The sequence below is a fragment of the Vreelandella lionensis genome, from assembly GCF_044543515.1.
GTDB classification, from domain to species: Bacteria; Pseudomonadota; Gammaproteobacteria; order Pseudomonadales; family Halomonadaceae; genus Vreelandella; species Vreelandella lionensis.
Genome location: NZ_JBITWC010000005.1, coordinates 1 through 20,387 on the forward strand (window position 1 = coordinate 1; position 20,387 = coordinate 20,387).

22 protein-coding genes and 4 tRNA genes are annotated in these 20,387 nt (G+C 54.3%); 13 read left to right on the forward strand and 13 right to left on the reverse strand.

Going from position 1 to position 20,387, the window contains the following annotated elements; translation table 11 throughout:
• Nucleotides 1-88 precede the first annotated feature (88 nt).
• Entirely contained in the window at nucleotides 89-1,762 is a 1,674-nt protein-coding gene (locus ACIGG6_RS03965) for a putative bifunctional diguanylate cyclase/phosphodiesterase (protein ID WP_399842453.1), read from the forward strand.
• 380 nt (nucleotides 1,763-2,142) lie between these two features.
• Here ACIGG6_RS03965 and ACIGG6_RS03970 read toward each other — a convergent pair whose 3' ends face one another.
• The 8 genes from ACIGG6_RS03970 to grxD form a co-directional block, all read right to left on the reverse strand.
• Complete coding sequence (locus ACIGG6_RS03970; protein ID WP_044630126.1) at nucleotides 2,143-2,601, reverse strand: YcgN family cysteine cluster protein; 459 nt, start codon at nucleotides 2,599-2,601, stop codon at nucleotides 2,143-2,145.
• Between the two features lie 57 nt (nucleotides 2,602-2,658).
• The gene (locus tag ACIGG6_RS03975; RefSeq protein ID WP_399842455.1) at nucleotides 2,659-3,231 is read right to left on the reverse strand and encodes an acyl carrier protein phosphodiesterase; all 573 of its coding nucleotides are present in this window, start codon (nucleotides 3,229-3,231) and stop codon (nucleotides 2,659-2,661) included.
• Between the two features lie 31 nt (nucleotides 3,232-3,262).
• Nucleotides 3,263-3,556, reverse strand: a complete 294-nt coding sequence (locus ACIGG6_RS03980; RefSeq protein ID WP_253506830.1) for a YcgL domain-containing protein — start codon at nucleotides 3,554-3,556, stop codon at nucleotides 3,263-3,265.
• Entirely contained in the window at nucleotides 3,553-4,686 is a 1,134-nt protein-coding gene (gene rnd / locus ACIGG6_RS03985; protein WP_399842458.1) for a ribonuclease D, read from the reverse strand. Before rnd ends, ACIGG6_RS03980 begins: the two co-directional genes overlap by 4 nt.
• A 53-nt stretch (nucleotides 4,687-4,739) precedes the next feature.
• The gene (gene recR, locus ACIGG6_RS03990; RefSeq protein ID WP_044630129.1) at nucleotides 4,740-5,345 is read right to left on the reverse strand and encodes a recombination mediator RecR; all 606 of its coding nucleotides are present in this window, start codon (nucleotides 5,343-5,345) and stop codon (nucleotides 4,740-4,742) included.
• A 3-nt stretch (nucleotides 5,346-5,348) separates the two neighbouring features.
• Entirely contained in the window at nucleotides 5,349-5,675 is a 327-nt protein-coding gene (locus ACIGG6_RS03995; RefSeq protein WP_253501291.1) for a YbaB/EbfC family nucleoid-associated protein, read from the reverse strand.
• A 48-nt stretch (nucleotides 5,676-5,723) separates the two neighbouring features.
• A complete protein-coding gene (dnaX, locus tag ACIGG6_RS04000; protein WP_399842461.1) occupies nucleotides 5,724-7,643 on the reverse strand; it encodes a DNA polymerase III subunit gamma/tau in 1,920 nt (639 codons plus the stop codon).
• A 157-nt stretch (nucleotides 7,644-7,800) separates the two neighbouring features.
• On the reverse strand, nucleotides 7,801-8,151 hold the full coding sequence (gene grxD / locus ACIGG6_RS04005) for a Grx4 family monothiol glutaredoxin (RefSeq protein ID WP_044630132.1): 351 nt from the start codon (nucleotides 8,149-8,151) through the stop codon (nucleotides 7,801-7,803).
• 217 nt (nucleotides 8,152-8,368) lie between these two features.
• Between grxD and argF the strand changes: the two genes are divergently transcribed.
• Nucleotides 8,369-9,289 carry an ornithine carbamoyltransferase gene (argF, locus tag ACIGG6_RS04010; protein WP_044630133.1) on the forward strand — a complete coding sequence of 307 codons (921 nt, stop codon included), beginning with the start codon at nucleotides 8,369-8,371 and terminating at the stop codon, nucleotides 9,287-9,289.
• 146 nt (nucleotides 9,290-9,435) lie between these two features.
• On the opposite strand, the gene ACIGG6_RS04015 is transcribed toward argF, so the two are convergent.
• Nucleotides 9,436-9,511, reverse strand: a tRNA-Ala gene (locus tag ACIGG6_RS04015).
• A gap of 175 nt (nucleotides 9,512-9,686) precedes the next feature.
• Between ACIGG6_RS04015 and uvrY the strand changes: the two genes are divergently transcribed.
• From uvrY to nadB, 7 genes are all read left to right on the forward strand, one after another.
• Complete coding sequence (gene uvrY, locus ACIGG6_RS04020; protein WP_058576295.1) at nucleotides 9,687-10,337, forward strand: UvrY/SirA/GacA family response regulator transcription factor; 651 nt, start codon at nucleotides 9,687-9,689, stop codon at nucleotides 10,335-10,337.
• Between the two features lie 46 nt (nucleotides 10,338-10,383).
• Nucleotides 10,384-12,198 carry an excinuclease ABC subunit UvrC gene (gene uvrC, locus ACIGG6_RS04025; protein ID WP_399842465.1) on the forward strand — a complete coding sequence of 605 codons (1,815 nt, stop codon included), beginning with the start codon at nucleotides 10,384-10,386 and terminating at the stop codon, nucleotides 12,196-12,198.
• A gap of 99 nt (nucleotides 12,199-12,297) precedes the next feature.
• The gene (pgsA, locus tag ACIGG6_RS04030) at nucleotides 12,298-12,846 is read left to right on the forward strand and encodes a CDP-diacylglycerol--glycerol-3-phosphate 3-phosphatidyltransferase (protein ID WP_044628106.1); all 549 of its coding nucleotides are present in this window, start codon (nucleotides 12,298-12,300) and stop codon (nucleotides 12,844-12,846) included.
• Nucleotides 12,847-12,945: 99 nt separating this feature from the next.
• Nucleotides 12,946-13,020: transfer RNA gene (locus ACIGG6_RS04035), tRNA-Gly, on the forward strand.
• Nucleotides 13,021-13,045: 25 nt separating this feature from the next.
• A tRNA-Cys gene (locus tag ACIGG6_RS04040) sits at nucleotides 13,046-13,119 on the forward strand.
• A gap of 39 nt (nucleotides 13,120-13,158) precedes the next feature.
• Nucleotides 13,159-13,245: transfer RNA gene (locus ACIGG6_RS04045), tRNA-Leu, on the forward strand.
• A 202-nt stretch (nucleotides 13,246-13,447) separates the two neighbouring features.
• Nucleotides 13,448-15,055, forward strand: coding sequence for an L-aspartate oxidase (gene nadB, locus ACIGG6_RS04050; protein WP_399842466.1), 1,608 nt, complete (start codon nucleotides 13,448-13,450; stop codon nucleotides 15,053-15,055).
• Nucleotides 15,056-15,067: 12 nt separating this feature from the next.
• Here the strand turns inward: nadB and ACIGG6_RS04055 are convergent, their stop codons facing one another.
• Nucleotides 15,068-15,466 carry a hypothetical protein gene (locus tag ACIGG6_RS04055; protein WP_399842468.1) on the reverse strand — a complete coding sequence of 133 codons (399 nt, stop codon included), beginning with the start codon at nucleotides 15,464-15,466 and terminating at the stop codon, nucleotides 15,068-15,070.
• Nucleotides 15,426-15,719 (reverse strand): FAD assembly factor SdhE, encoded by a 294-nt coding sequence (locus ACIGG6_RS04060; protein WP_044628108.1) that lies wholly within the window; start codon nucleotides 15,717-15,719, stop codon nucleotides 15,426-15,428. Before ACIGG6_RS04060 ends, ACIGG6_RS04055 begins: the two co-directional genes overlap by 41 nt.
• A 220-nt stretch (nucleotides 15,720-15,939) precedes the next feature.
• Between ACIGG6_RS04060 and ACIGG6_RS04065 the strand changes: the two genes are divergently transcribed.
• From ACIGG6_RS04065 to lapB, 3 genes are all read left to right on the forward strand, one after another.
• Nucleotides 15,940-16,236, forward strand: coding sequence for an integration host factor subunit beta (locus tag ACIGG6_RS04065; RefSeq protein WP_253501276.1), 297 nt, complete (start codon nucleotides 15,940-15,942; stop codon nucleotides 16,234-16,236).
• A gap of 99 nt (nucleotides 16,237-16,335) precedes the next feature.
• Nucleotides 16,336-16,641, forward strand: coding sequence for a lipopolysaccharide assembly protein LapA domain-containing protein (locus ACIGG6_RS04070; RefSeq protein ID WP_253501273.1), 306 nt, complete (start codon nucleotides 16,336-16,338; stop codon nucleotides 16,639-16,641).
• The gene (gene lapB, locus ACIGG6_RS04075; protein ID WP_399842472.1) at nucleotides 16,642-17,841 is read left to right on the forward strand and encodes a lipopolysaccharide assembly protein LapB; all 1,200 of its coding nucleotides are present in this window, start codon (nucleotides 16,642-16,644) and stop codon (nucleotides 17,839-17,841) included.
• On the opposite strand, the gene pyrF is transcribed toward lapB, so the two are convergent.
• Nucleotides 17,842-18,546 (reverse strand): orotidine-5'-phosphate decarboxylase, encoded by a 705-nt coding sequence (pyrF, locus tag ACIGG6_RS04080; RefSeq protein ID WP_083024582.1) that lies wholly within the window; start codon nucleotides 18,544-18,546, stop codon nucleotides 17,842-17,844.
• Between the two features lie 284 nt (nucleotides 18,547-18,830).
• Between pyrF and ACIGG6_RS04085 the strand changes: the two genes are divergently transcribed.
• A complete protein-coding gene (locus ACIGG6_RS04085; protein ID WP_399842475.1) occupies nucleotides 18,831-19,115 on the forward strand; it encodes a ComEA family DNA-binding protein in 285 nt (94 codons plus the stop codon).
• Nucleotides 19,116-19,184: 69 nt separating this feature from the next.
• Here ACIGG6_RS04085 and prpF read toward each other — a convergent pair whose 3' ends face one another.
• Nucleotides 19,185-20,363 (reverse strand): 2-methylaconitate cis-trans isomerase PrpF, encoded by a 1,179-nt coding sequence (gene prpF, locus ACIGG6_RS04090; RefSeq protein WP_399842476.1) that lies wholly within the window; start codon nucleotides 20,361-20,363, stop codon nucleotides 19,185-19,187.
• Nucleotides 20,364-20,387 lie beyond the last annotated feature (24 nt).

A 20,387-nucleotide genomic window follows, 5' to 3' on the forward strand; every position in this document is an offset into this window, starting at 1 on the left:
CCTGCTTAACGGCTTCGATTTTGAATTCTTCAGTGTAACGGGGACGGCTCATGGATCCTCCTAGATACCTTTAGTATAAGGCCTGGAGGTGTCTAGAATACCCGGGGCGATTCACAGCAACGGTGTACTGATTTGTGAAGCACGATCAGAAGATTTTCCGATCATCTACGTTAACCCTGCTTTTGTAGAGATTACCGGCTACGAGTTAGAAGAAGTACAAAACCGCAACTGCCGTTTTCTGCAAGGCCCAGATACAGACCCTGCTCAGATCAACGACATTCGCCAAGCCCTTGTTCAGCAGCGCGATATCAGCTTGACCATTCGTAACTACCGCAAAGATGGACGCGCCTTCTGGAACAATGTGTTTATTTCACCTGTACGAGCCAACGATGGTCACGCCACCCACTTTGTCGGCATTATTAACGATATTTCAGAATATAAAGATCATGAAAATGAGTTGGCTTTTCACGCCACCCACGATGCTTTGACTGGGCTTGGCAATCGCGCGCTTTTTGAAGACCGCTTACAACACGATGTAGATTTGGCAAGACGCCATCACCAACAGCTAGCGGTGTTGTTTATTGATTTGGACGAATTTAAACCTATTAATGACACTCTCGGTCATGCTGTCGGTGACCAAGTCTTGATTCATGTGGCAAGACGTTTAGAGGAAGCCATCCGCCCTTCCGATACGCTGTGTCGCTTTGGTGGCGACGAGTTTGTACTGCTACTGCCCGATTTAGATGATCCTCACCATGCTCAGGAAGTTGCTGAACGCCTGCTGCTGGAGCTGGCACAACCCTATCGCATCGACCGTCATGAATTATATCTTTCTGCCAGTATCGGCATTGCGCTAAGTGATGAAGCGCTTGAAAATCCAGCGGCCCTGCTACAGCAGGCGGATATGGCGATGTATAAAGCCAAGCAGCAAGGCCGCAATACGCTGCAAACCTTTACCTACGACATTAATCAAAAACTCACCCAGCGGGTAACATTGCGCAATGATTTACAAGAGGCCATTACTCAAGAGCAGTTTGAACTGCACTACCAGCCGCTACTAACCCGCGATGGCGACATACACGGCTTCGAGGCGTTAGTCCGTTGGAACCACCCCGTCAAAGGCCCCATTTCACCTGGGCTCTTTATTCCGATTGCCGAAGAGACGGGGCAGATCATTGGCTTAAGCCAGTGGGTAATGGAGCGCGCTGCCAAAGATTTTTTAAAGCTACAGCCACTATTACCCAATCATTGCCGAATGGCGGTAAATCTTTCTCCGATGCAGTTTCATCGTCCCAGCTTTTTAAGCTCGTTACGCAAAACCCTTGAGGTCACCGGCTTACCTCCCACGGCGCTGGAGCTTGAGCTCACCGAGGGTATTTTAATGAATGACACCGAGGCGGCTATTGATACGCTCCATGCACTGCGCGGCATGGGGATCAGTATTACCATTGATGATTTTGGCACTGGGTTTTCCAGTCTGAGCTATCTGCGCCATCTACCCATCGACAAAATCAAAATAGATCGCAGCTTTATCTTGAATATTGTCGAAAGCAGCAAGGATGCGGCGGTCGTACAGGGGATTATTGCACTGGCACATCACCTGGAACTGAACGTGGTAGCCGAAGGCGTAGAAACCAGCGCGCAGCAGCAACACCTCCTGGCACTGAATTGCGATGTACTGCAAGGCTTCTTGTTTGCCAAACCCATGCCATTTGAGCCTCTGACCCACTGGTTAGCAGTACAGCAGCAAAACGCGCTTTAACACAGCCACCAATACAACCACTCGCAGCGCCAAGGCGCTGCTTTTTTTACGCCATTTATTTTATGAAAATACTTTCCATAAAATAATTTTTACGGCATACTAGCCATAAGTTTTATATACCAACGTCTATATAGCTGATCATTAGGAGTAACACGATGAAATATCAGGAACAGTTTCCCACCATTTGGGATACCCCAACGAAGCCCGCTAACACTCAGGCAACCAAAAAAACCGCTGCCAAGCCGCAACCCTCGGCTCTTAAAGAGGCTTTTTTAACGATTTGGGATAGCAGCAAAACGAAAACCGCTAGCTAACAGTGCATTCGCCAGCGGTCTAAGCGTACGCCAAGGAAGGCTACGGCAGGGGCTCAAACATGAAAATCACGACATAGGAAGAACGGCAATTATATGCTCTTCGAGTTGCCTTTCTGGCACCTCATCTTGGGACACAGCAAACCCTCTGACGCTGATGCCTTTTCGATGGACTCGTTCAGCATCGTTACTTAGTAATGGATGCCATCCTGCCAGCTTGCGACCTTCCGCCACTCGTCGGTACCCACAGGTTTGCGGCAACCAGGTAAACTCTTTTACCAGCGCTGGGGTCAGCTGGGTGCAGTCAGGCACGCTCTCAAAGCGGTTTTCATAATCGCTGCACTGGCAGCTATGAGTATCCAGCAGGCGGCACGCTACGTTAAGAATGGCCAGCTCTTGCGTCTCATCATCATGCAGCTTTAGCAAACAGCACTGACCGCAGCCGTCACACAGGGCTTCCCATTCTGGAGGCGTTAGCTCTTCCAACGAATAGCGTTCCCAGAAGCGCTCGCGCAACGCGGTTTCCATCGTCTAATCACCTCGGTTAAACATTAACGTTAGGCAGGCTATAGCAGCCAGCTAATCTCAGCTTGTCTTACCATCACTGGTCAGCGCCTCCCGGCACTCACCCCATAACACGCTGAAATCCGCCTCTAAAGCAGTGTAGTCTTCACGCAGCCAGGGCACTAATTCAGCCAGACGGTTGGGGCCGGAAAGGCGCTGCCCGATGCCCGCCACCGCACGACATGTAAAATCAAAATCAGCGTAACGGCGCAACCAGTCGTGCTCAACCAGCACCGGCATCATCGTCGCTAGACGTTGTGGCGCGGGCCACGCGCTGAGTAATCGATAGCAGCGATCAATCAGCTGATGTTGACTAGCCCCCTCCTGCTGGCGAGAAATAAAATGATCCCACACAACATCCAGCGCAATGCCCGCATAGCGTCTTTGAGCCTGAGGAGCGCGGTGCTTGGCCATCATAACGCTAGGGTGCTGGTCTACCCAGGCATCAACTCGCCGATGGTGGCGAATGCCACAGGCAACGCTTGGCGACCAAGCAGAAAGGTCGCTGCCTTTCACGCCATCGGCAATCAAATTACCGTAAAGAAAGCCGTCGTCCCCCGGCTGAGCCAGCCATGCGTGGGCAAGAAAGTTCATCGCTTTTGCGCCACGCTAATGCGCCGATAACTCACGAGCGATCTGTCGTCTGAGCGCGATGAATGTCTAGTAAATAGGGCTCTTTGGCAGGCGGCATTTGTAGGTAAAATCCCTGTTCCTCAATCGCAGCCATCACATCGGCAGCCTTCACGCGGGCAAGCGGCTTATCAGCAGTCAGAATCATCGTTAGCACAGGAACCGGCTTACCAAAGGTCTCCATCAGCGCCTCAGGCACTGTCTCCATTCCTTTACGCTTATCCACGTAGAGGTACATTTCGTCTTTGCGCGAGCTTTTAAAAATCTCGCATAGCAGTTTTTCGCTCATAAAGATGACTCCTCAAGCGCCTGATGAATAGCTTGCGTTAAGCAGGTATCGCGCCAACCACTCAGTTCTTGTAATGGCTGGTGTGCAAGCCGCTGCATGACCAGCGCCTCAATATCCCGGCGACGCAGCAACATTTCCGGAGCAATATTAAGAGCCGCTGCTTTTTCGGCAACCACTCCCTTAATCGCCTTGAAACGGCGCTTAAACGCAGGCTGCATGGGGTCTGGCCAACGCGTAGGTAAGTCGTTTTCTGGACAGTGCTGGGCCTGCTTCACTAGCGCCAGTAGAGCATCGCCCTCTTTTTTGACCAGCGGCGGCTTAATGCCCTCAACCTCGGCTAGCTCATAGCGGTTTTTGGGCATTTTTTCTGCCACAACGAACAGCAGCTTATCGCTCACCAGCCAATTACGCGGTAAATCTCGACGGCGGGTTTCGCCCTCGCGCCAAATCGTCATTAGTCGGTAGGCCTCAAGCTGGCGAGGCGTCAAACGCCAAAGCTGGCGCTGGCGGGTATACCACTGGCCGTCGTTTTCAACGCTGCGTCCTGCCTGTTCGATCAAGCTGGCGCACTCGCTGTCCAACCACTCACGCCGCCCTAAGGCGTCGAGTTTTTCCGCCTGAAGCTGCCACACTTTAAGCAAGTAAATCACGTCTAGCGCGGCGTACTCACATTGAGAAGACGTTAACGGACGCTCCAGCCAATTAGAGCGTGTCTCCTCTTTGGGAAGCGTTTCGCCTACCCAGTGCTCTACGAGTTTTTGGTAACCCATGCCAGGATTTTCGCCTAAGAAGGCTTGCGCCACCTGGGTATCCACCAGCGGCGTAGGCAACACGCCCGCCCAGTGTTGGAAGACTTCTAAATCTTCACTGCAGGCATGCAGCAGCTTCACCGCGCTATTTTGCAATAGCGCTTTAAAAGCGTTGGTGCAGGGTGTTGATAACGGGTCGACTAAATATGCCACTTCATGACTGGCAAACTGAATCAGCGCCGGTATGGGGAAAAACGTATTCTCGCGGAAAAACTCGGTGTCTAAGGCAATAACGCTGGCACCGGAAACCTGTTCACAGGCGGCGTCTAACGCCTCGGCGCTATCAATCCATTGATACAAAGCAGAAGTTGAAGAGGACAAAGCAATCTTCCGGGTTGGCACAACCGCATCAGCGCTTGCGTTTATTATCAGCATTAATCGCTAGCAAAGGGCTGGCGACCATTAAAAGCGCGGCTTAATGTACCGCCATCCACATACTCCAACTCACCGCCCATCGGCACGCCATAGGCGAGACGAGAAAAGGATACACCGTAATGCGCAAGCTGAGAGGCAATGTAATGCGCTGTCGCCTCACCCTCTACCGTAGGGTTAGTAGCAAGAACGACTTCACGAATATTGCCTTCAGCTACACGGCTTTCGAGCAACTCCAGCCCGATAGCTTCCGGGCCAATACCATCTAGCGGTGAAAGGTGACCATGCAGTACAAAATAGCGCCCTTGAAAACCGCCAGCCTCTTCAATCGCTAGCTGGTCTGCGGGCGATTCAACCACGCACAACAGTGCATCATCACGGCGAGAGCTCTCGCACAGCGCGCAAATATCGGCTTCGGTGAGCGTACGGCAGCGCTGGCAGTAGCCTACTTCCTCTATCGCCTGCTGAATCACTGCGGCTAATCGCTGGCCACCTGGGCGTTCACGCTCTAGTAAATGCATCGCCATGCGCTGAGCCGTTTTTGGCCCAACGCCTGGCAACACGCGAAACGCGTCCATCAATTGCTCAACAAGCGGAGAAAAGCGCATGGTTTAGAACGGCATCTTAAAGCCGGGCGGTAGATTTAAACCGGCTGTTGCTTCTTCCATTTTCGCTTTGGAGTTCGCTTCTACTTTGCGTACAGCATCGTTGACCGCTGCCGCCAGCAAATCTTCAAGCAGCTCTTTATCCTCTTCCAGCACGCTGGGGTCGATCGTGACATCGCTGACATCATGGCGACCGTTCATGATAATTTTTACCATGCCCGCACCCGCTTCGCCGTGCACTTCAGCTTTGGCCACTTCTTCTTGAACGCGCTGCATTTTTTCCTGCATTTCTTGGGCTTGCTTCATGATGTTGCCCATTCCGCCTTTAAACATGCGGTCTTCTCCTAAATCATTAATAAGCGAGTTGGTAGCCGTCGGCCGTTAGGAACGTGGCTCTGGCGCTGGTTTTACGGTTGACTCAATTAGCGTAGCCCCAAACGCCTGCTGCAACTTCTGAATATTGGGGTCGTGATGCAATAGATCAACAGCCTGCGCATGGCGTTCTTGCTGTAAACGCTCTTCCTGTTGCCGGGGTGTTTCCAGCGTGGCGTCAAGTTCAGCCACGCTGAACTGAACCCTTCTTGGTATGCCGATCTCTTTCAGCGCGCGCTCAATGCGCCCGTTATGAACCTCGGCCTTCATGGCGGACTGGCTGGGGTCAAGCCTCAGCACCACAGTGCCACCGTCATCACTGTCTAACTGGCAATGTGCCGCCAAGTTACGCGTTAGCCCGCCTAAACCTAAGGCGTCAAAACAAGCCAGCCATGCGGCGTGGTTTAAGAGATCTCCCGAGGCCAGCGATTCAGCCGAGAGAGAGGAAGGCGCCACCTTAGAGGATGAAGCGGGCTCTGGCTCTGGCTCTGGCTCTGGCTCTGGCTCTGGCTCTGGCTCTGGCTCTGGCTCTGGCTCTGGCTCTGGCTCTGGCTCTGGCGAGAGCGTAGCGGCGCTTTCTACCTCTTCAAGCGACCAGGGCGGCGGCGCATCATATTGCGGCTCTAATGCCTCGGGCGCCTCACTTGGTGGAGCTGCCTGCACCGCAGGCTCAGCCTCGGCAGCGGCGGGTGCAGGCTCAGGCTTTTTTGCGGCTGGCTCCGCTAACACAGGGGCGCTTGGCGGTGTTGCGGGGGCTGGCGTTGCATCTGCTGAAGGCGCAGGCTCAGGGCGTAGCGGCAGCGGCGTCGCAGGTGGCTTGGGAACGCCCTGAGGGCGGAAAGCCAGCATCCGTAACAGCGTCATCTCCAGAGCACTACGCAAGTCTGGGGCGTGTACCATATCGCCACGCCCCTGGATACCAATCTGGTAGTAGAGCTGGATATCTTCAGCGGTAAAACGGCTGGCCAGCTGCTGAATTTGCGCTCGGTCTCCGTGGCTATTATCCACTGCATCCGGCACCATTTGCGCCACGGCCAAGCGGTGGAGTATGGCAGTTAACTCATCTAGCACGGCGGCAAAATCAGGTCCCTGCTCGGCTAGCTGGGCCACTTCTGCCAGCAACTTCTGAACATCTACCGCTGCCAGCGCTTCAACCAAGGCCAGCACATGGCGATGATCCAACGTGCCCAGCATTGCCGCTACATCAGCATGGCGCACAGCCCCTTGGCCAAAGGCAATGGCTTGATCAGTCAGGCTCATTGCATCGCGCATGGAGCCTTCAGCAGCCTTGCCTAACAGCCACAACGCGCTTTCATCATACTCAACCCCCTCTTCGCCCAGCACATAAGTTAAGTGCTCGACTACCCGCTCAGGCGGCATATGCTTGAGCGTAAACTGCAAACAGCGGGATAGTACCGTGGCGGGGAGCTTCTGCGGATCGGTGGTCGCTAACAGAAATTTTACATGGGGTGGCGGCTCTTCCAGCGTTTTAAGCAGCGCATTAAAGCTGCTGGTGGAGAGCATGTGCACCTCATCAATGAGGTATACCTTGTAGCGCCCTTGGGTAGGCGCGTACTGAACGTTATCGAGCAGTTCGCGGGTATCTTCTACTTTGGTTCGCGAAGCAGCGTCGACTTCGATCAGGTCGACAAAACGGCCTTCATCGATGGCTTGGCAACTATCGCACTGACCGCAGGGTGTCGAGGTAATTCCCTCATCCCCGCGCCCATTAGCGGTACAGTTAAGGCATTTCGCCAAAATGCGCGCCAGCGTGGTTTTGCCGACGCCACGCGTGCCAGTAAACAGGTAAGCGTGGTGTAAGCGGCCCTGATCAAGGGCATTGACCAAGGCGCGTTGAACATGGGCCTGGCCCACGAGCTCGTGGAATGTACGCGGCCGCCATTTGCGGGCCAGAACCTGATAGCTCATTGAGCAAAACTTCCTTAGGCGGGCTGACTGTCGATGCTAAACAGCCTATCGTAAACCGTAGATGCTAATTGTTGGTGCTTCATAGAACACCATTCTAGCGGCTGCACCGCAGCCCGCCAACCGCCCGGCAGATGCCGAGCGGCATGAGGCGTTACGCTTAGGCGTTATCGCCACCTTCAGCGGCACCAGCACGTTGGGCGGCTTCTTTTACCAACTTTTCAAGCTCACCGTTTTGATGCATTTCAATCACAATATCGCAGCCGCCTACCAGCTCGCCTTCTACCCATAGCTGGGGAAAGGTCGGCCAGTTGGCAATTTTCGGCAGCTCAGCACGGATATCCGGGTTATCCAATACGTTGACGAAGGCAAAACGTTCGCCGCAGCTCATCAGCGCCTGCACGGTCTGTGCAGAGAAACCGCACTGGGGCAGTTGGGGGGTGCCTTTCATGTAGATCAAAATCGGGTTTTCGCTGATTTGACGCTGAATATTTTCGGCAGTGGTGCTCATGATGTGCTCCTAAACAAGTGATGTGATCCAAGCCAGTTTACGCAATTCGTCAACTGGCTTTAACCCCACGACCTAGTAATGCCATGGATTGGTGATTACACCAATACCCGAGCAAACTACTCGGCCTTAACGCGTGGGCGCCATTCTACGCATGCCGCCCGCGTTGCGCATCCCCTGCCGCATCGCTAGGATGGTGTTTTTGCGCGGAGAGAAGTCCATGGCGACACGCCATTTCCTTACCCTATTGGATTTGACCCCAGATGAGCTGGCGTATTTGATCCAGCGTGCCATTAAGATCAAAACGGATCTTAAAGCTAATGGCCCGGTGTACACGCCGCTACCAAACCGCACGCTGGCGATGATTTTTGAAAAATCGTCCACCCGAACCCGCGTCTCTTTTGAAACAGGCATGGCGCAATTTGGTGGCCATGCGCTCTTCCTCTCTCCTCGTGATACCCAGCTTGGCCGTGGTGAGCCAATCGAAGACACCGCACGCGTGCTCTCTGAGATGGTGGATGCAGTCATGATTCGCACCTTCTCCCACCAAGGCCTGGAAACCTATGCCAGCGCCAGCAGCGTGCCGGTGATTAATGCCCTAAGCGACGACTACCACCCCTGCCAACTACTGGCAGATGTGATGACCTGGACAGAGCTGCGCGGTAGTGTCAAAGGTCGCACCGCGGTGTGGATTGGCGATGGCAATAATATGTGCCACTCCTGGATCAACGCCGCCCGCCAGTTCGGCTTTCATCTGCGGGTCTGCTGCCCGGAAGGCTATGAACCACGCGAAGATATCATGGCCGCTGCGGGTGACTGCGTCACCCTGCTCCACGACCCACAAGAAGCGGCTAAAGGTGCTGACTTAATCACTACTGACGTATGGGCTTCCATGGGCCAGGAAGAGGAGCAGGCAAAACGAGAAGCCGACTTTGCAGGCTTCCAGGTAACTGAAGCTCTGCTCGACTCCGCTCAATCTGACGTGCTGTTTTTACACTGCTTGCCTGCCCATCGAGGCGAAGAGATCAGCCTCACGCTGCTGGACGACCCAAGGGCAGTAGTATGGCAGGAAGCCGGCAACCGCCTACACGCTCAAAAAGCATTGATCGAGTTTTTATTGCTAGGCAAAGTCGACGCATAACCTCTATCGCCTAACCTCTATCCCGCCCTGTATGCTTTGCAGGGCGGGCTTGTGCACAACGCCCTCGAAAGCAAACGCCACTACACCGGGTACAAAGCAAGCATAAAAAAACGCCACGTTATAAATAACGTAGCGTTTAGAAATATTGGTGGAGCCTAGCGGGATCGAACCGCTGACCTCAACACTGCCAGTGTTGCGCTCTCCCAGCTGAGCTAAGGCCCCACATGCTGCCAGTTTCGTGCAGCGGAGCGAATACTAATTCACAGTACTGTAAGAGTCAAGCATTAAAGCAAACCAGCATCATCTAATTCTCCTTTGCTGAGAGCTGTGGCACTCTATAGGTTCGCAGCGTGCGTATCGCTTGAGTCCACGATGATTACCTGCAGGAGCCAGACCTTTGATCAACGTTTTAATTGCCGATGATCACCACCTGGTGAGAACCAGCATCGCCCACCTGCTAAACGAAGAGTCCGATATTAAAATTGTGGGCGAAGTGGATGATGGAGAGAGCGCCGTCGCCCAGTGCCGACAACTAAAGCCCGACATTGTCCTCATGGATATTCGCATGCCGGGTATCGGCGGGCTAGAAGCCACACGGCGTATTCATCGCACCCTGGCTGACATTAAGGTTATCATTCTTACCGCCCACTTAGAGGACAGCGTCCTGAGGCGCATGCTTGAAGCCGGGGCATCGGGCTTTTTAAGCAAAGGGGCTGATGCGGTGGAAATGACCGATGCCATTCGCCAAGTCTTCCGCAACGGGCGCTATATAAGCCAAGAAATTGCACAGCGGCTAGCACTCGCCCACTTCACTGACGAAGATAGCCCATTTAACCAGCTCTCTGATCGCGAGCTACAAATTGCTTTGATGATCGTCAACTGTCAGCGAGTACAAGATATTTCTGACCGTCTACACCTTAGCCCTAAAACCGTTAACACCTACCGTTATCGCTTGTTTGATAAGCTACATGTCACCAGTGATGTCGAGTTGACCCATCTCGCCTTACGCCACGGTCTAGTCGAAGGTTTTGACGCCACTATGGGATAGACCTACCATCGCAGCTTCTGCCGTTTAAGAGCTCCAATGCCCAGCTATGACTTTTGATGCCAAGCAGTTTTTAAGCTCTGTCAGCACTTCACCCGGTGTTTACCGCATGCTGGATGAGGAGCAAAACACGCTCTATGTCGGCAAAGCGAAGCGTTTGAAAGCACGGCTGGCAAGCTATTTCCGCGGCCAGCTCAATACCAAAACCCAGGCGATGGTGGCACGCATTGCTGATATTCAAATTACGGTCACCCGTAGCGAAACCGAAGCACTGCTACTTGAACAAACATTAATCAAGGAGCTTCGCCCGCCCTACAACATCCTGCTACGGGATGACAAATCCTACCCGTTTGTGTTTGTCACTGACCGCCACCCCTACCCCGCTTTGGAATATAAGCGAGCACGCCAGCGTCGCGACGATGGCCGCTATCTGGGCCCCTACCCCAGCAGCGGGGCCGTAAAAGAGAGCCTGACGCTGATGCAGAAAATTTTTCGCATCCGTAACTGCGAAGACAGTGTTTTCGCCCACCGCTCTCGCCCTTGCTTGCAGTATCAAATTCAGCGCTGCAGCGCCCCTTGTGTTGATTACATCTCAGAAGAAGAGTATCGCCGGGATGTGGAACATGCGGTGATGTGCCTAGAAGGCAAAAGCGAGCACGTGACCCAGCTATTAACCCAAGAGATGGAAGTAGCCAGCCAAGCGCTCAACTTTGAAGAGGCCGCACGCCTGCGCGACCAAATCCAGCAGCTACGCCAGCTGCAGCAGCGCCAGTTTGTAGATAACGAGAGCGGCGACGCAGACGTTTTCGCCTTAGCCCAACGCCCTGGCGCACTCGGCATCTCCATATTGAGCGTGCGTGATGGTCGTCTACTGGGTGCTCGGCACCATACGCCAAAGAATGATCTAGACCTGCCGCCAGAAATGCTGCTGACCGAAGTGGTTAGTCAATACTATTTTGGCCAGCCGCATAACGTACCCGGAGAAGTAATTACTAGTCTCCCGCTGGAAGATAGCACTCTGATTGCCGATGCCCTCTCTCAGCAAGCAGGCAAAAAAGTCAGAGTAGCAAGCCAAGTGCGCGGGCATCGCGCCCAATGGCAGCACCTCGCCATGACCAACGCCGAGCAGCAGCTTGCATCACAGCTGGCCAATAAAACCCAGCTCACTCAGCGGTTTGAGGCACTGCAAAAAGCGCTGGGACTGGAAAAACTGCCAGAGCGGCTTGAGTGTTTCGATATCAGCCACAGCCAGGGCGAAGCCACCGTGGCGTCTTGCGTGGTGTTTGACCATCAAGGCCCGCGTAAAAGTGACTATCGCCACTTCCGCATTGAAGGCATCGCAGCAGGGGATGATTACGCCGCCATGCAACAAGCGCTGACGCGGCGCCTGAAGCGGGTAAAAAGCGGAGAAGCAGTGGCCCCCGATATTCTGATTGTGGATGGCGGCAAAGGGCAGCTCAATATGGCACGCGGGGTACTAAACGACCTTTCGGTCACCAACATCATTCTACTAGGCGTTGCCAAAGGAACCACTCGCAAGGCCGGGCTGGAAACTCTCTTCTTAGAGACCAGCGATAACCCGCTACCTTTAGATCCGGCTTCGCCGGCACTGCATTTAATCCAGCATATCCGCGATGAGTCCCACCGCTTTGCGATTGCAGGCCACCGGGCAGCGCGAGACAAAGCGCGACGCACGTCTACTTTGCAGGATATTCCTGGCATAGGCCCTAAACGGCGGCGTGAACTTCTGCGCTTTTTTGGTGGCCTACAGGGCGTACAAAAGGCCAGCCGTGATGAACTAGCCAGGGTGCCCGGAATTAATGCAGCCCTCGCAGAGAGCATTTATACGGCACTGAATGGATAAACTTGTTCTTAACATGGATGCAATGCGCTAAGGGGGATAGAATAACCCGCACATTACACTCCGACTTTCATGATTCTCCGGCAAGGATCGCGCCCTGCGATGAACATACCCAACATACTCACACTGGCAAGAATCGTCTTTATCCCGCTACTGGTAGTACTGTTTTATCTACCTTTCAGTTGGAGCATGCCGGTTGCCGCTGGTTTATTTGCCCTAGCATCGGTCACCGACTGGCTCGATGGCTATCTGGCCCGCCGCTGGAATCAGTCGACACCCTTCGGTGCCTTTTTAGACCCTGTGGCAGACAAACTTATGGTCGCCGTGGCGCTTGCACTGTTAATTGAGCGTTTTGACACGCTGATCCTGACGCTGCCCGCACTGGTGATTATCGGTCGTGAGATCGTTATTTCAGCCCTGCGGGAGTGGATGGCCGAAATGGGTAAACGCGGCATGGTGGCGGTCTCTTGGGTTGGCAAACTAAAAACCACGCTGCAGATGGTCGCCATTCTAGTGCTGCTGGCCTTCCCGCCAGGGCACGAAATCGCGCTACTGGGCGTGGTTGTTCTGTACGCTGCCGCTGCTCTCACACTTTGGTCAATGGCTCAGTATCTAAAAGCTGCTTGGCCGCACCTTAGTCGCTCAATGTAGGCAGCATAAATGTCAGCAGCACAGTAGCTCTTTGAACCCGTTGATAAATTGATTGTTTGACAAGCGCGCAGCGATGCGTATAATTCGCCCTCGAGTCGAGCGGGAATAGCTCAGTGGTAGAGCATCGCCTTGCCAAGGCGAGGGTCGAGAGTTCGAATCTCTTTTCCCGCTCCATTTGGTTAACGCCAATGACTTGTTAGGCTGGATGGCAGAGTGGTTATGCAGCGGACTGCAACTCCGTGTACGCCGGTTCGATTCCGACTCCAGCCTCCATTGTCAGTGTAGCGATTGCTGTTAAAGCGCCGATACACTGCCCGGATGGCGAAATTGGTAGACGCAAGAGACTTAAAATCTCTCGGAGGCAACTCCGTGCCGGTTCAAGTCCGGCTCCGGGCACCATGAATTGTTAGTAAGAACATGACGCTGCGAGATCTTCTGATCTACGCGGCTTTTTTGTGTTTAACGCCCACCCGATCAGTTACCTTTCGCTTTTTTGCCCACACCATCGCTAAGCGCCAGTGGTCACGCTATGATGCCATCCTCCCTGTGAAAGCGTGTTGCGCGCGCAGCTTTTGATAGCAAAAAGAAGGAGCGGGCCCCTATGAGCACGCCAACAACCGACCTACTTATTATCGGCGGCGGCGTCGCCGGCCTCACCCTAGCGCTAGAAGTTGCTGACCACTTGTCAGTCACGCTGGTACGTCCGGCAATGGATGATCAAGGAGCCAGCCGCTGGGCACAAGGCGGCATTGCGGCAGTGCTCTCTCCGGATGACAATCTCGACGACCATGTACGCGATACCCTCATCGCTGGCGATGGACTATGCGATGAAGACGCCGTTCGTTTTACCGTCACCCATGGTCCTGAGGCGATTCAATGGCTCATTGACAACGGTGTGCCGTTTACGCCCGACCCGGATCCAAGCGCCCGCTACCCCTACCACCTGACCCGAGAAGGCGGGCACAACGCGCGGCGCATTATTCATGCCGATGACGCCACCGGTCGTGCGGTAGTTGAAACCTTGGTCAATAAAGTCTCTGCCCACCCTGGCATTACTCAGCGCAGCGACCTGACGATTCTCACCCTGCTGAGCAACGCTGAGGGCCACTGCATTGGCGCCCAAGGTGTCGATAGCGAGCAACGCCTACAAGCGTTTTATGCCCATCACACCATTCTCGCTACCGGCGGCGCAAGCGGGTTATACCGGCACACCACCACCCCAGCACCCAGCAGCGGTGAAGGTATGATGATGGCGGCTGAGCTGGGAGCAACTCTTGCCAATCTTGAGTTTCAGCAGTTTCATCCTACCTGCCTATTCGACCCGGATGGCCCAGCCTTTCTGATTAGCGAGGCGGTGCGCGGTGAAGGCGGCCACCTGCTTAACGAAGCTGGCCATCGTTTTATGCCCGACCTCGATCCACGTGCCGAGCTAGCGCCTAGAGATGTGGTGGCAAGAGCCATTGATGCACAGATTCAGCAAGGCACGCTGGGGCACGTCTGGCTAGATATACGCCATTTAGGGGAAGCCTCAATACGCCATCACTTCCCTACAATTTTGGCTCATTGCGCCTCGCGGGGAATGGATATTACGCGCCAATCGATCCCCGTTGTGCCCGCCGCCCATTATAGCTGTGGCGGCGTCGCTACCGACCACTTTGGCGCTACCGACGTTGCCAACCTTTATGCCATTGGCGAAACGGCCTATACCGGCCTCCACGGCGCAAACCGTATGGCTAGCAATTCGCTGCTTGAGTGTCTGGTTTATGCGCGTAGCTGCGCCCGGCATCTGCTCTCCTTGCCCTCGCCACCCAATGAGCCGCTGAAGACAGGAGATGATCATCAAGCACCTATCATTCAGCCCAGCATTAACGTGGAACTAGAGGCACTTAGAAAGCTACGCCTCAAGATGCGCAGCGTCATGAGTCAATACGTATCGATAGTAAGAAGCGACCAAGGCCTTGCTGCCGCCAGTGAAGCACTGGCAGAAATCAAAAAAGAATTGGAAAAGCTAGATAAAGCGATGTCGCACCCAGAAAGTATGCGACTAAGGCAAGCCATTATGCTTGCTCAACTCACTGTGCTGGCCGCCTCTCAACGCCACGAGTCTCGGGGTTTGCATTACTCTATTGACTGGCCAGAACATCAGGCTACCTCCGGCCCTTCTCAACTGACACTAGATAGTTTGCGTTTAGCAGGGCTTCCGCACTAACGCCCTGCCAAACTATCGACCAGGCCGATGGAAACATCGGCGCAGGGCGCGCTGACTGTCGCCTGGGAGACTGTCTGGCCATAACCAGAGACACTGTGATCCCATACGAAGCCCTACTAGCCAAGGCCCTAGATAGTCACAGCTAACTCCTAATGTCGGCCCCGCCTCTCCAGTGGCTAGCAACCAGCATCCCTCTATCTGGCTGCCGTTCTTGGTGAGCTGAAGCGCCCCACCTGGCTGCGCACGATAGGAGCCATACACCAACGCCATACCAATGCTTAGCGTTAATACCCCTAACCAATGGCCTATCGCCCAACCTGCTAGTATCGCCAGCCCCAGCATCAACGCCCCGTAAAGCCCGCCTGCCAGCTTAGAGCGTGCGATAAGCAGTGTTATCGGTGGTTTCAGCATGCTCAACGATCATTTGCACAAGATGGCGCAAGTCAGGGTCTTCAGGCCACTCACGATGCATCAGCCAAACGAACAAATCTTGATCCTCTTCTTCAATCAAACGCTGATACGTCAACTGCTCCTCTTCGCTCAGCGTGTCGAAGCGTTTTTCTAAAAAGGGAATTAACAGCAGATCCAGCTCCCACATACCGCGCCGGGAGTGCCAGTAAAGCCGCTTACGAAGCACAGCGGCGGGGGAAGTATCGTCGCTCAACGTCAGCCTCTCCGAGTAGATGAAAATGAAAAGCCAGTATACCGAAGCTGTGGGGTCGCGCCAGGGCCAAGCTTCGCCTATGCTGTTAATCAGCTTCGTACTAACTTGCCTAGTACCTTGTTTTATCTGAATTGTTTTATGCGGTTATGCGCAGTATGCTGATTTCGAAGTTATCGAGGTCGCATGTGCATTACGGCCTTTAAACGCAGGGAGCCAACCGATGACCAAGTCTGAACTAATCGAACAAATTGCGATGCGTCAACCGGAGCTATCCGCCAAGGATGTCGAAACAGCGGTGCGTATTATCCTAGATGATATGACCGATGCTCTCGCCACTGGAGGACGAGTAGAGATCCGTGGTTTTGGCAGCTTTTCGCTTCATTATCGCGAGCCGCGCACGGGGCGTAATCCTAAAACCGGCGACCCGGTAGATTTAGACGGCAAATACGTACCGCACTTTAAACCGGGCAAGGAGCTGCGCGAACAAGTCGATGCGAGCCGCGCTTTAGGTTACTAAAGCGAGTTAATAGCGCCATCCGACCTTCTGCGGGATGACGTCGCGCCCAGACTCAGACACAATAGCATCATCGTGAACGTCACTGACTAGGAAACTCTCATGCGTTGGATCAAAGGGCTGATTCTGGCCGTCATTTTATTGGTAGTGCTGCTGGTGGGCATTCTGTTTGCTGTGAATAACCAGCAAGCCATTGCCTTAAACCTAATTTGGGCTGAACTGCCTGCCGTATCACTCTCCGTATGGCTACTAGCCACCCTAGCGGTGGGCGTCATTGTTGGCATGCTGGCCATGCTGGGTGTTTATGTTCGCCTGAAAGCACGGCTTGCCCGCAGTGAGCGTCACAATAAACAGCAGCGCAAAGAGCTAGACCGGTTACGCACTCAGGGGTTGAAGGAACTGGCGTAAATGCATGATGCTGTGCTGCTAGGCGTACTCTTGGCAGCCATTGCCATCGGCTTTGGCCTAGGCATCCGTTACGCCTACCGCCGCCAGCAGCACTCCCCCGCCTCGCGTACTCCCGGCTTATCACGGGAATACTTCGTCGGGCTGAACTATCTGCTGAACGAGCAGCCCGACGAAGCGATTAACACCTTTATTCATGCATTGGATGTTAATAGCGACACCATTGATACTCATATTGCCCTTGGCAAGCTTTTCCGTGCCCGTGGTGAAGCAGATAAAGCCGTTAGCATTCATCAAAACCTGCTAGCCCGCCCAGCACTCTCTACCACGACTAATGAAACCATTCAGCTTGAGCTCGCCCGCGACTTTATCGCCTTGGGTGTGCACGACCGAGCCCAGCGGCTACTGCGAAGCCTGCTAGAACACTCGGTGAACGAAGCGCTCCGTCTAGAAGCGAAGCGGCTGCTGATTGATTTACTTGAGCGAGAAAAAGAGTGGCAAGACGCGCTAGACGTCGTTCAACCGCTGATTAAGCAGCAACCCGCCATGCGCCGCCCTGCATCACACTGGCTCTGTGAACTTGCCCAACAGGAAATTGATCAATCTAGCCGAGCAATAGCGCGTAAGCACCTCAAAAAAGCGCTTCAGTTGGATGAGCGCTGTATTCGCGCCACCTTAATGCTGGCTGAATTAGAGATGGATAATGGTCACTATACAAAAGCTATCGAGCGGCTTGATCATATACCCCAGCAGGATATCGCTCACGTTCCGACCATGCTACCAGCACTCCAGCGCGCTTATACCCGCAATAACAACTTACCCGGTCTGGAAAGACACCTGTATAAACTACTAGGCCAAGCGCCGTATACCAGCGTCATTGTGACGCTAGGGGAACTCGTTCATCAAAGAGATGGAGTAGACAGCGCTATCGAGCGAACCGGCGAGTGGCTGAGTGAAGCGCCCAGCCTAGGAGGGCTTGATTACCTAGTTGATCTCTACCTGGAAAGTGAACGGCTCGCTGGTAAAGCCACACCGGATACCCGACTCCTCTTACTAAAACACCATACCGATGCCCTGCTGAAGGGACGCCCCCGCCATCGCTGCCGCCGCTGTGGGTTTAGTAGCGACAGCCTGGCTTGGCAGTGCCCCAGCTGCCGCCGCTGGGGCACTATTAAACCAATTACCGGCGTCGAGGGCGAATAGCTATTGCCCACCTGCCAGCTCGGCCTCAATAGCCGCTAATGCTGCCATAGGGTCTTCTGCTTGCGTGACCGGACGACCTACCACTAGATGCGTGCTACCCGCCTGCATTGCGTCAGCAGGCGTCATGATGCGCTGTTGATCGTTCGCCGCCGCAAAGCTAGGACGAATACCGGGCGTTACTTTTAAGAATGCGCTGCCGCACTGCGCTTTGATCTGCGCCGCCTCCTGCGCCGAGCACACCACGCCGTCTAATCCGCTTTGCTGGGTCAGGGCTGCCAAGCGCATGACGTGCTCAGCAGGGCTTGCAGTAATGCCCACATCCGCCAAGTCTTCCGCCTGCATGCTAGTCAGCACCGTGACCGCAATTAAGTGCGTAGTAAGCTGATGGTCGGATAAGCGCTTTGCCGCTGCCTCCATCATTTTGCGCCCGCCAGAGGCGTGAACGTTTACCATCCAAACTCCCTGCTCTGCCGCCGCCTGAACAGCACTGGCCACGGTATTAGGAATATCGTGAAATTTAAGATCCAGGAACACATCGAAACCACGTCCATGGAGCGCTTCCAGTACGGCAGGGCCACTTCGCGTAAACAGCTCTTTACCGACTTTGAGACGGCACCGAGCAGGGTCAAGCTGGTCTGCCATGCACAGAGCTGCATCAAGCGAAGGGTAATCCAGGGCAATAATCAGAGGGGAATCGGTGGACACGCGCTTACTCCGTGTTCGTGAACGCTTAAAGGGAAATTGCGCCATTGACGCGATGAGTATTGATTAGTGTACCAGCCCCACAGAGCTTGCAGTGTAAGCGATTGGCCATTTCCCTGTAGCAAAAGGCTTACAAAAACCATCGTCGATGACTTACAGCATTCACTGTTCTAAAAAGCTAATTTCACCAAGGCGGCGAATAAAGCTTCACTCCTATCGCTGCGCTCATGGCCTTTCGTGCTGAGTACGCGACTGGCTCAATGGAAAAAAACAGAAGGATGTTAACGATGCAGACAACGTTTAAGCGTATCGCAGCCGCACTACTTATTAGCCTCAGCCTTGGCCTATCAGGAACAGCGCTGGCTCAAGCCATTGCGCCGATTAACGTCAACAGTGCCGATGAGGAACTGCTTGCTGAGCTGCCCGGTATTGGCCCAAACCGCGCGACAGCGATTATTGAAGAGCGCGAAGCCAACGGTGCCTTTGAAAACGCCGATGATCTGACCCGCGTGAACGGCATTGGGCCAGCCACCGTTGACCGTATGCGTGATCAAATCAAATTTGAAGAGTAAATTTAAAAAGCAACCCACCACATGCCACCGTACGGTTACACATCGGCGGTGGCAGTGCTGACAAGCCGCTTAAATTGTATCGCCAGGCACTCGCACTCGCCCTTCCATTAACACTCGTGCACTGCGGCTCATTACCGCCTGATCAATCTGCCAGCGCCCGTCTACCAGGCTGGCTTTCGCCCCAACCCGAAGTGACCCTGAAGGATGGCCAAACGTCACCGCTTCACGCTCAATGCCACCGGCCGCTAAATTCACCAACGTGCCCTGAATCGCCGCTGCCGCGCCAATAGCGACCGCCGCCGTGCCCATCATGGCGTGGTGTAGCTTGCCCATCGAGAGCGCCCGCACCACTAGGTCAATATCTTCAGCATTGACGGCTTTCCCACTCGATGCCGTATAGCTAGCTGCGGGGGCCACAAAGGCCACTTTGGGAGTATGCTGACGGCTGGCAGCCTCCTCCACATGGCTAATCAGCCCCATGCGGACAGCACCGTGGGCGCGAATCGTTTCGAACATCTCCAGCGCCTTGGCATCCCCATTAATCGCTTCTTGCAGTTCACACCCGGTGTAGCCCAGCGCCTCAGCATTGACGAACACCGTTGGGATACCGGCGTTAATCAGCGTTGCTTTCAGCACACCAACACCCGGCACATCCAGGTCATCGACCACGTTGCCGGTGGGAAAAATCGCGCCCTCGCCGTCAGCAGGGTCCATAAACGCGACGGGGATTTCTGCCGCCGGAAAGGTGACGCCATCCAGCTCAAAGTCGCCAGTCTCTTGCACCTCACCATCAGTTATGGGCACTTGGGCAACAATGGTTTTCTGAATATTGACCTGCCAAATACGCACTTCTGCGACGCCGTTTTGCGGCACCTTGGCAGGGTCAACTAAACCGTTGGCAATGGCATACGGACCCACCGCCGCAGATAGATTGCCGCAGTTACCGCTCCAGTCCACGAAGGGCTTATTGATGGAGACTTGGCCGAAAAGGTAATCCACATCGTGATCGGGAGAGTCGCTCTTCGAGAGGATCACCGTTTTGCTGGTGCTGGACGTGGCGCCCCCCATGCCATCAATTTGTTTTTCATAGGGGTCGGGGCTGCCTATTACCCGTAGCAGCAGCTTATCCCGCGCCTCACCCGGCACCTGAGCAGCGGGGGGTAGGTCGCCCAGAGTGAAAAACACCCCCTTACTGGTGCCGCCCCGCATATAGGTGGCGGGAATACGGATTTGTGCTTTATGAGCCATGACGCACCTCTTAAAAAATAGCCT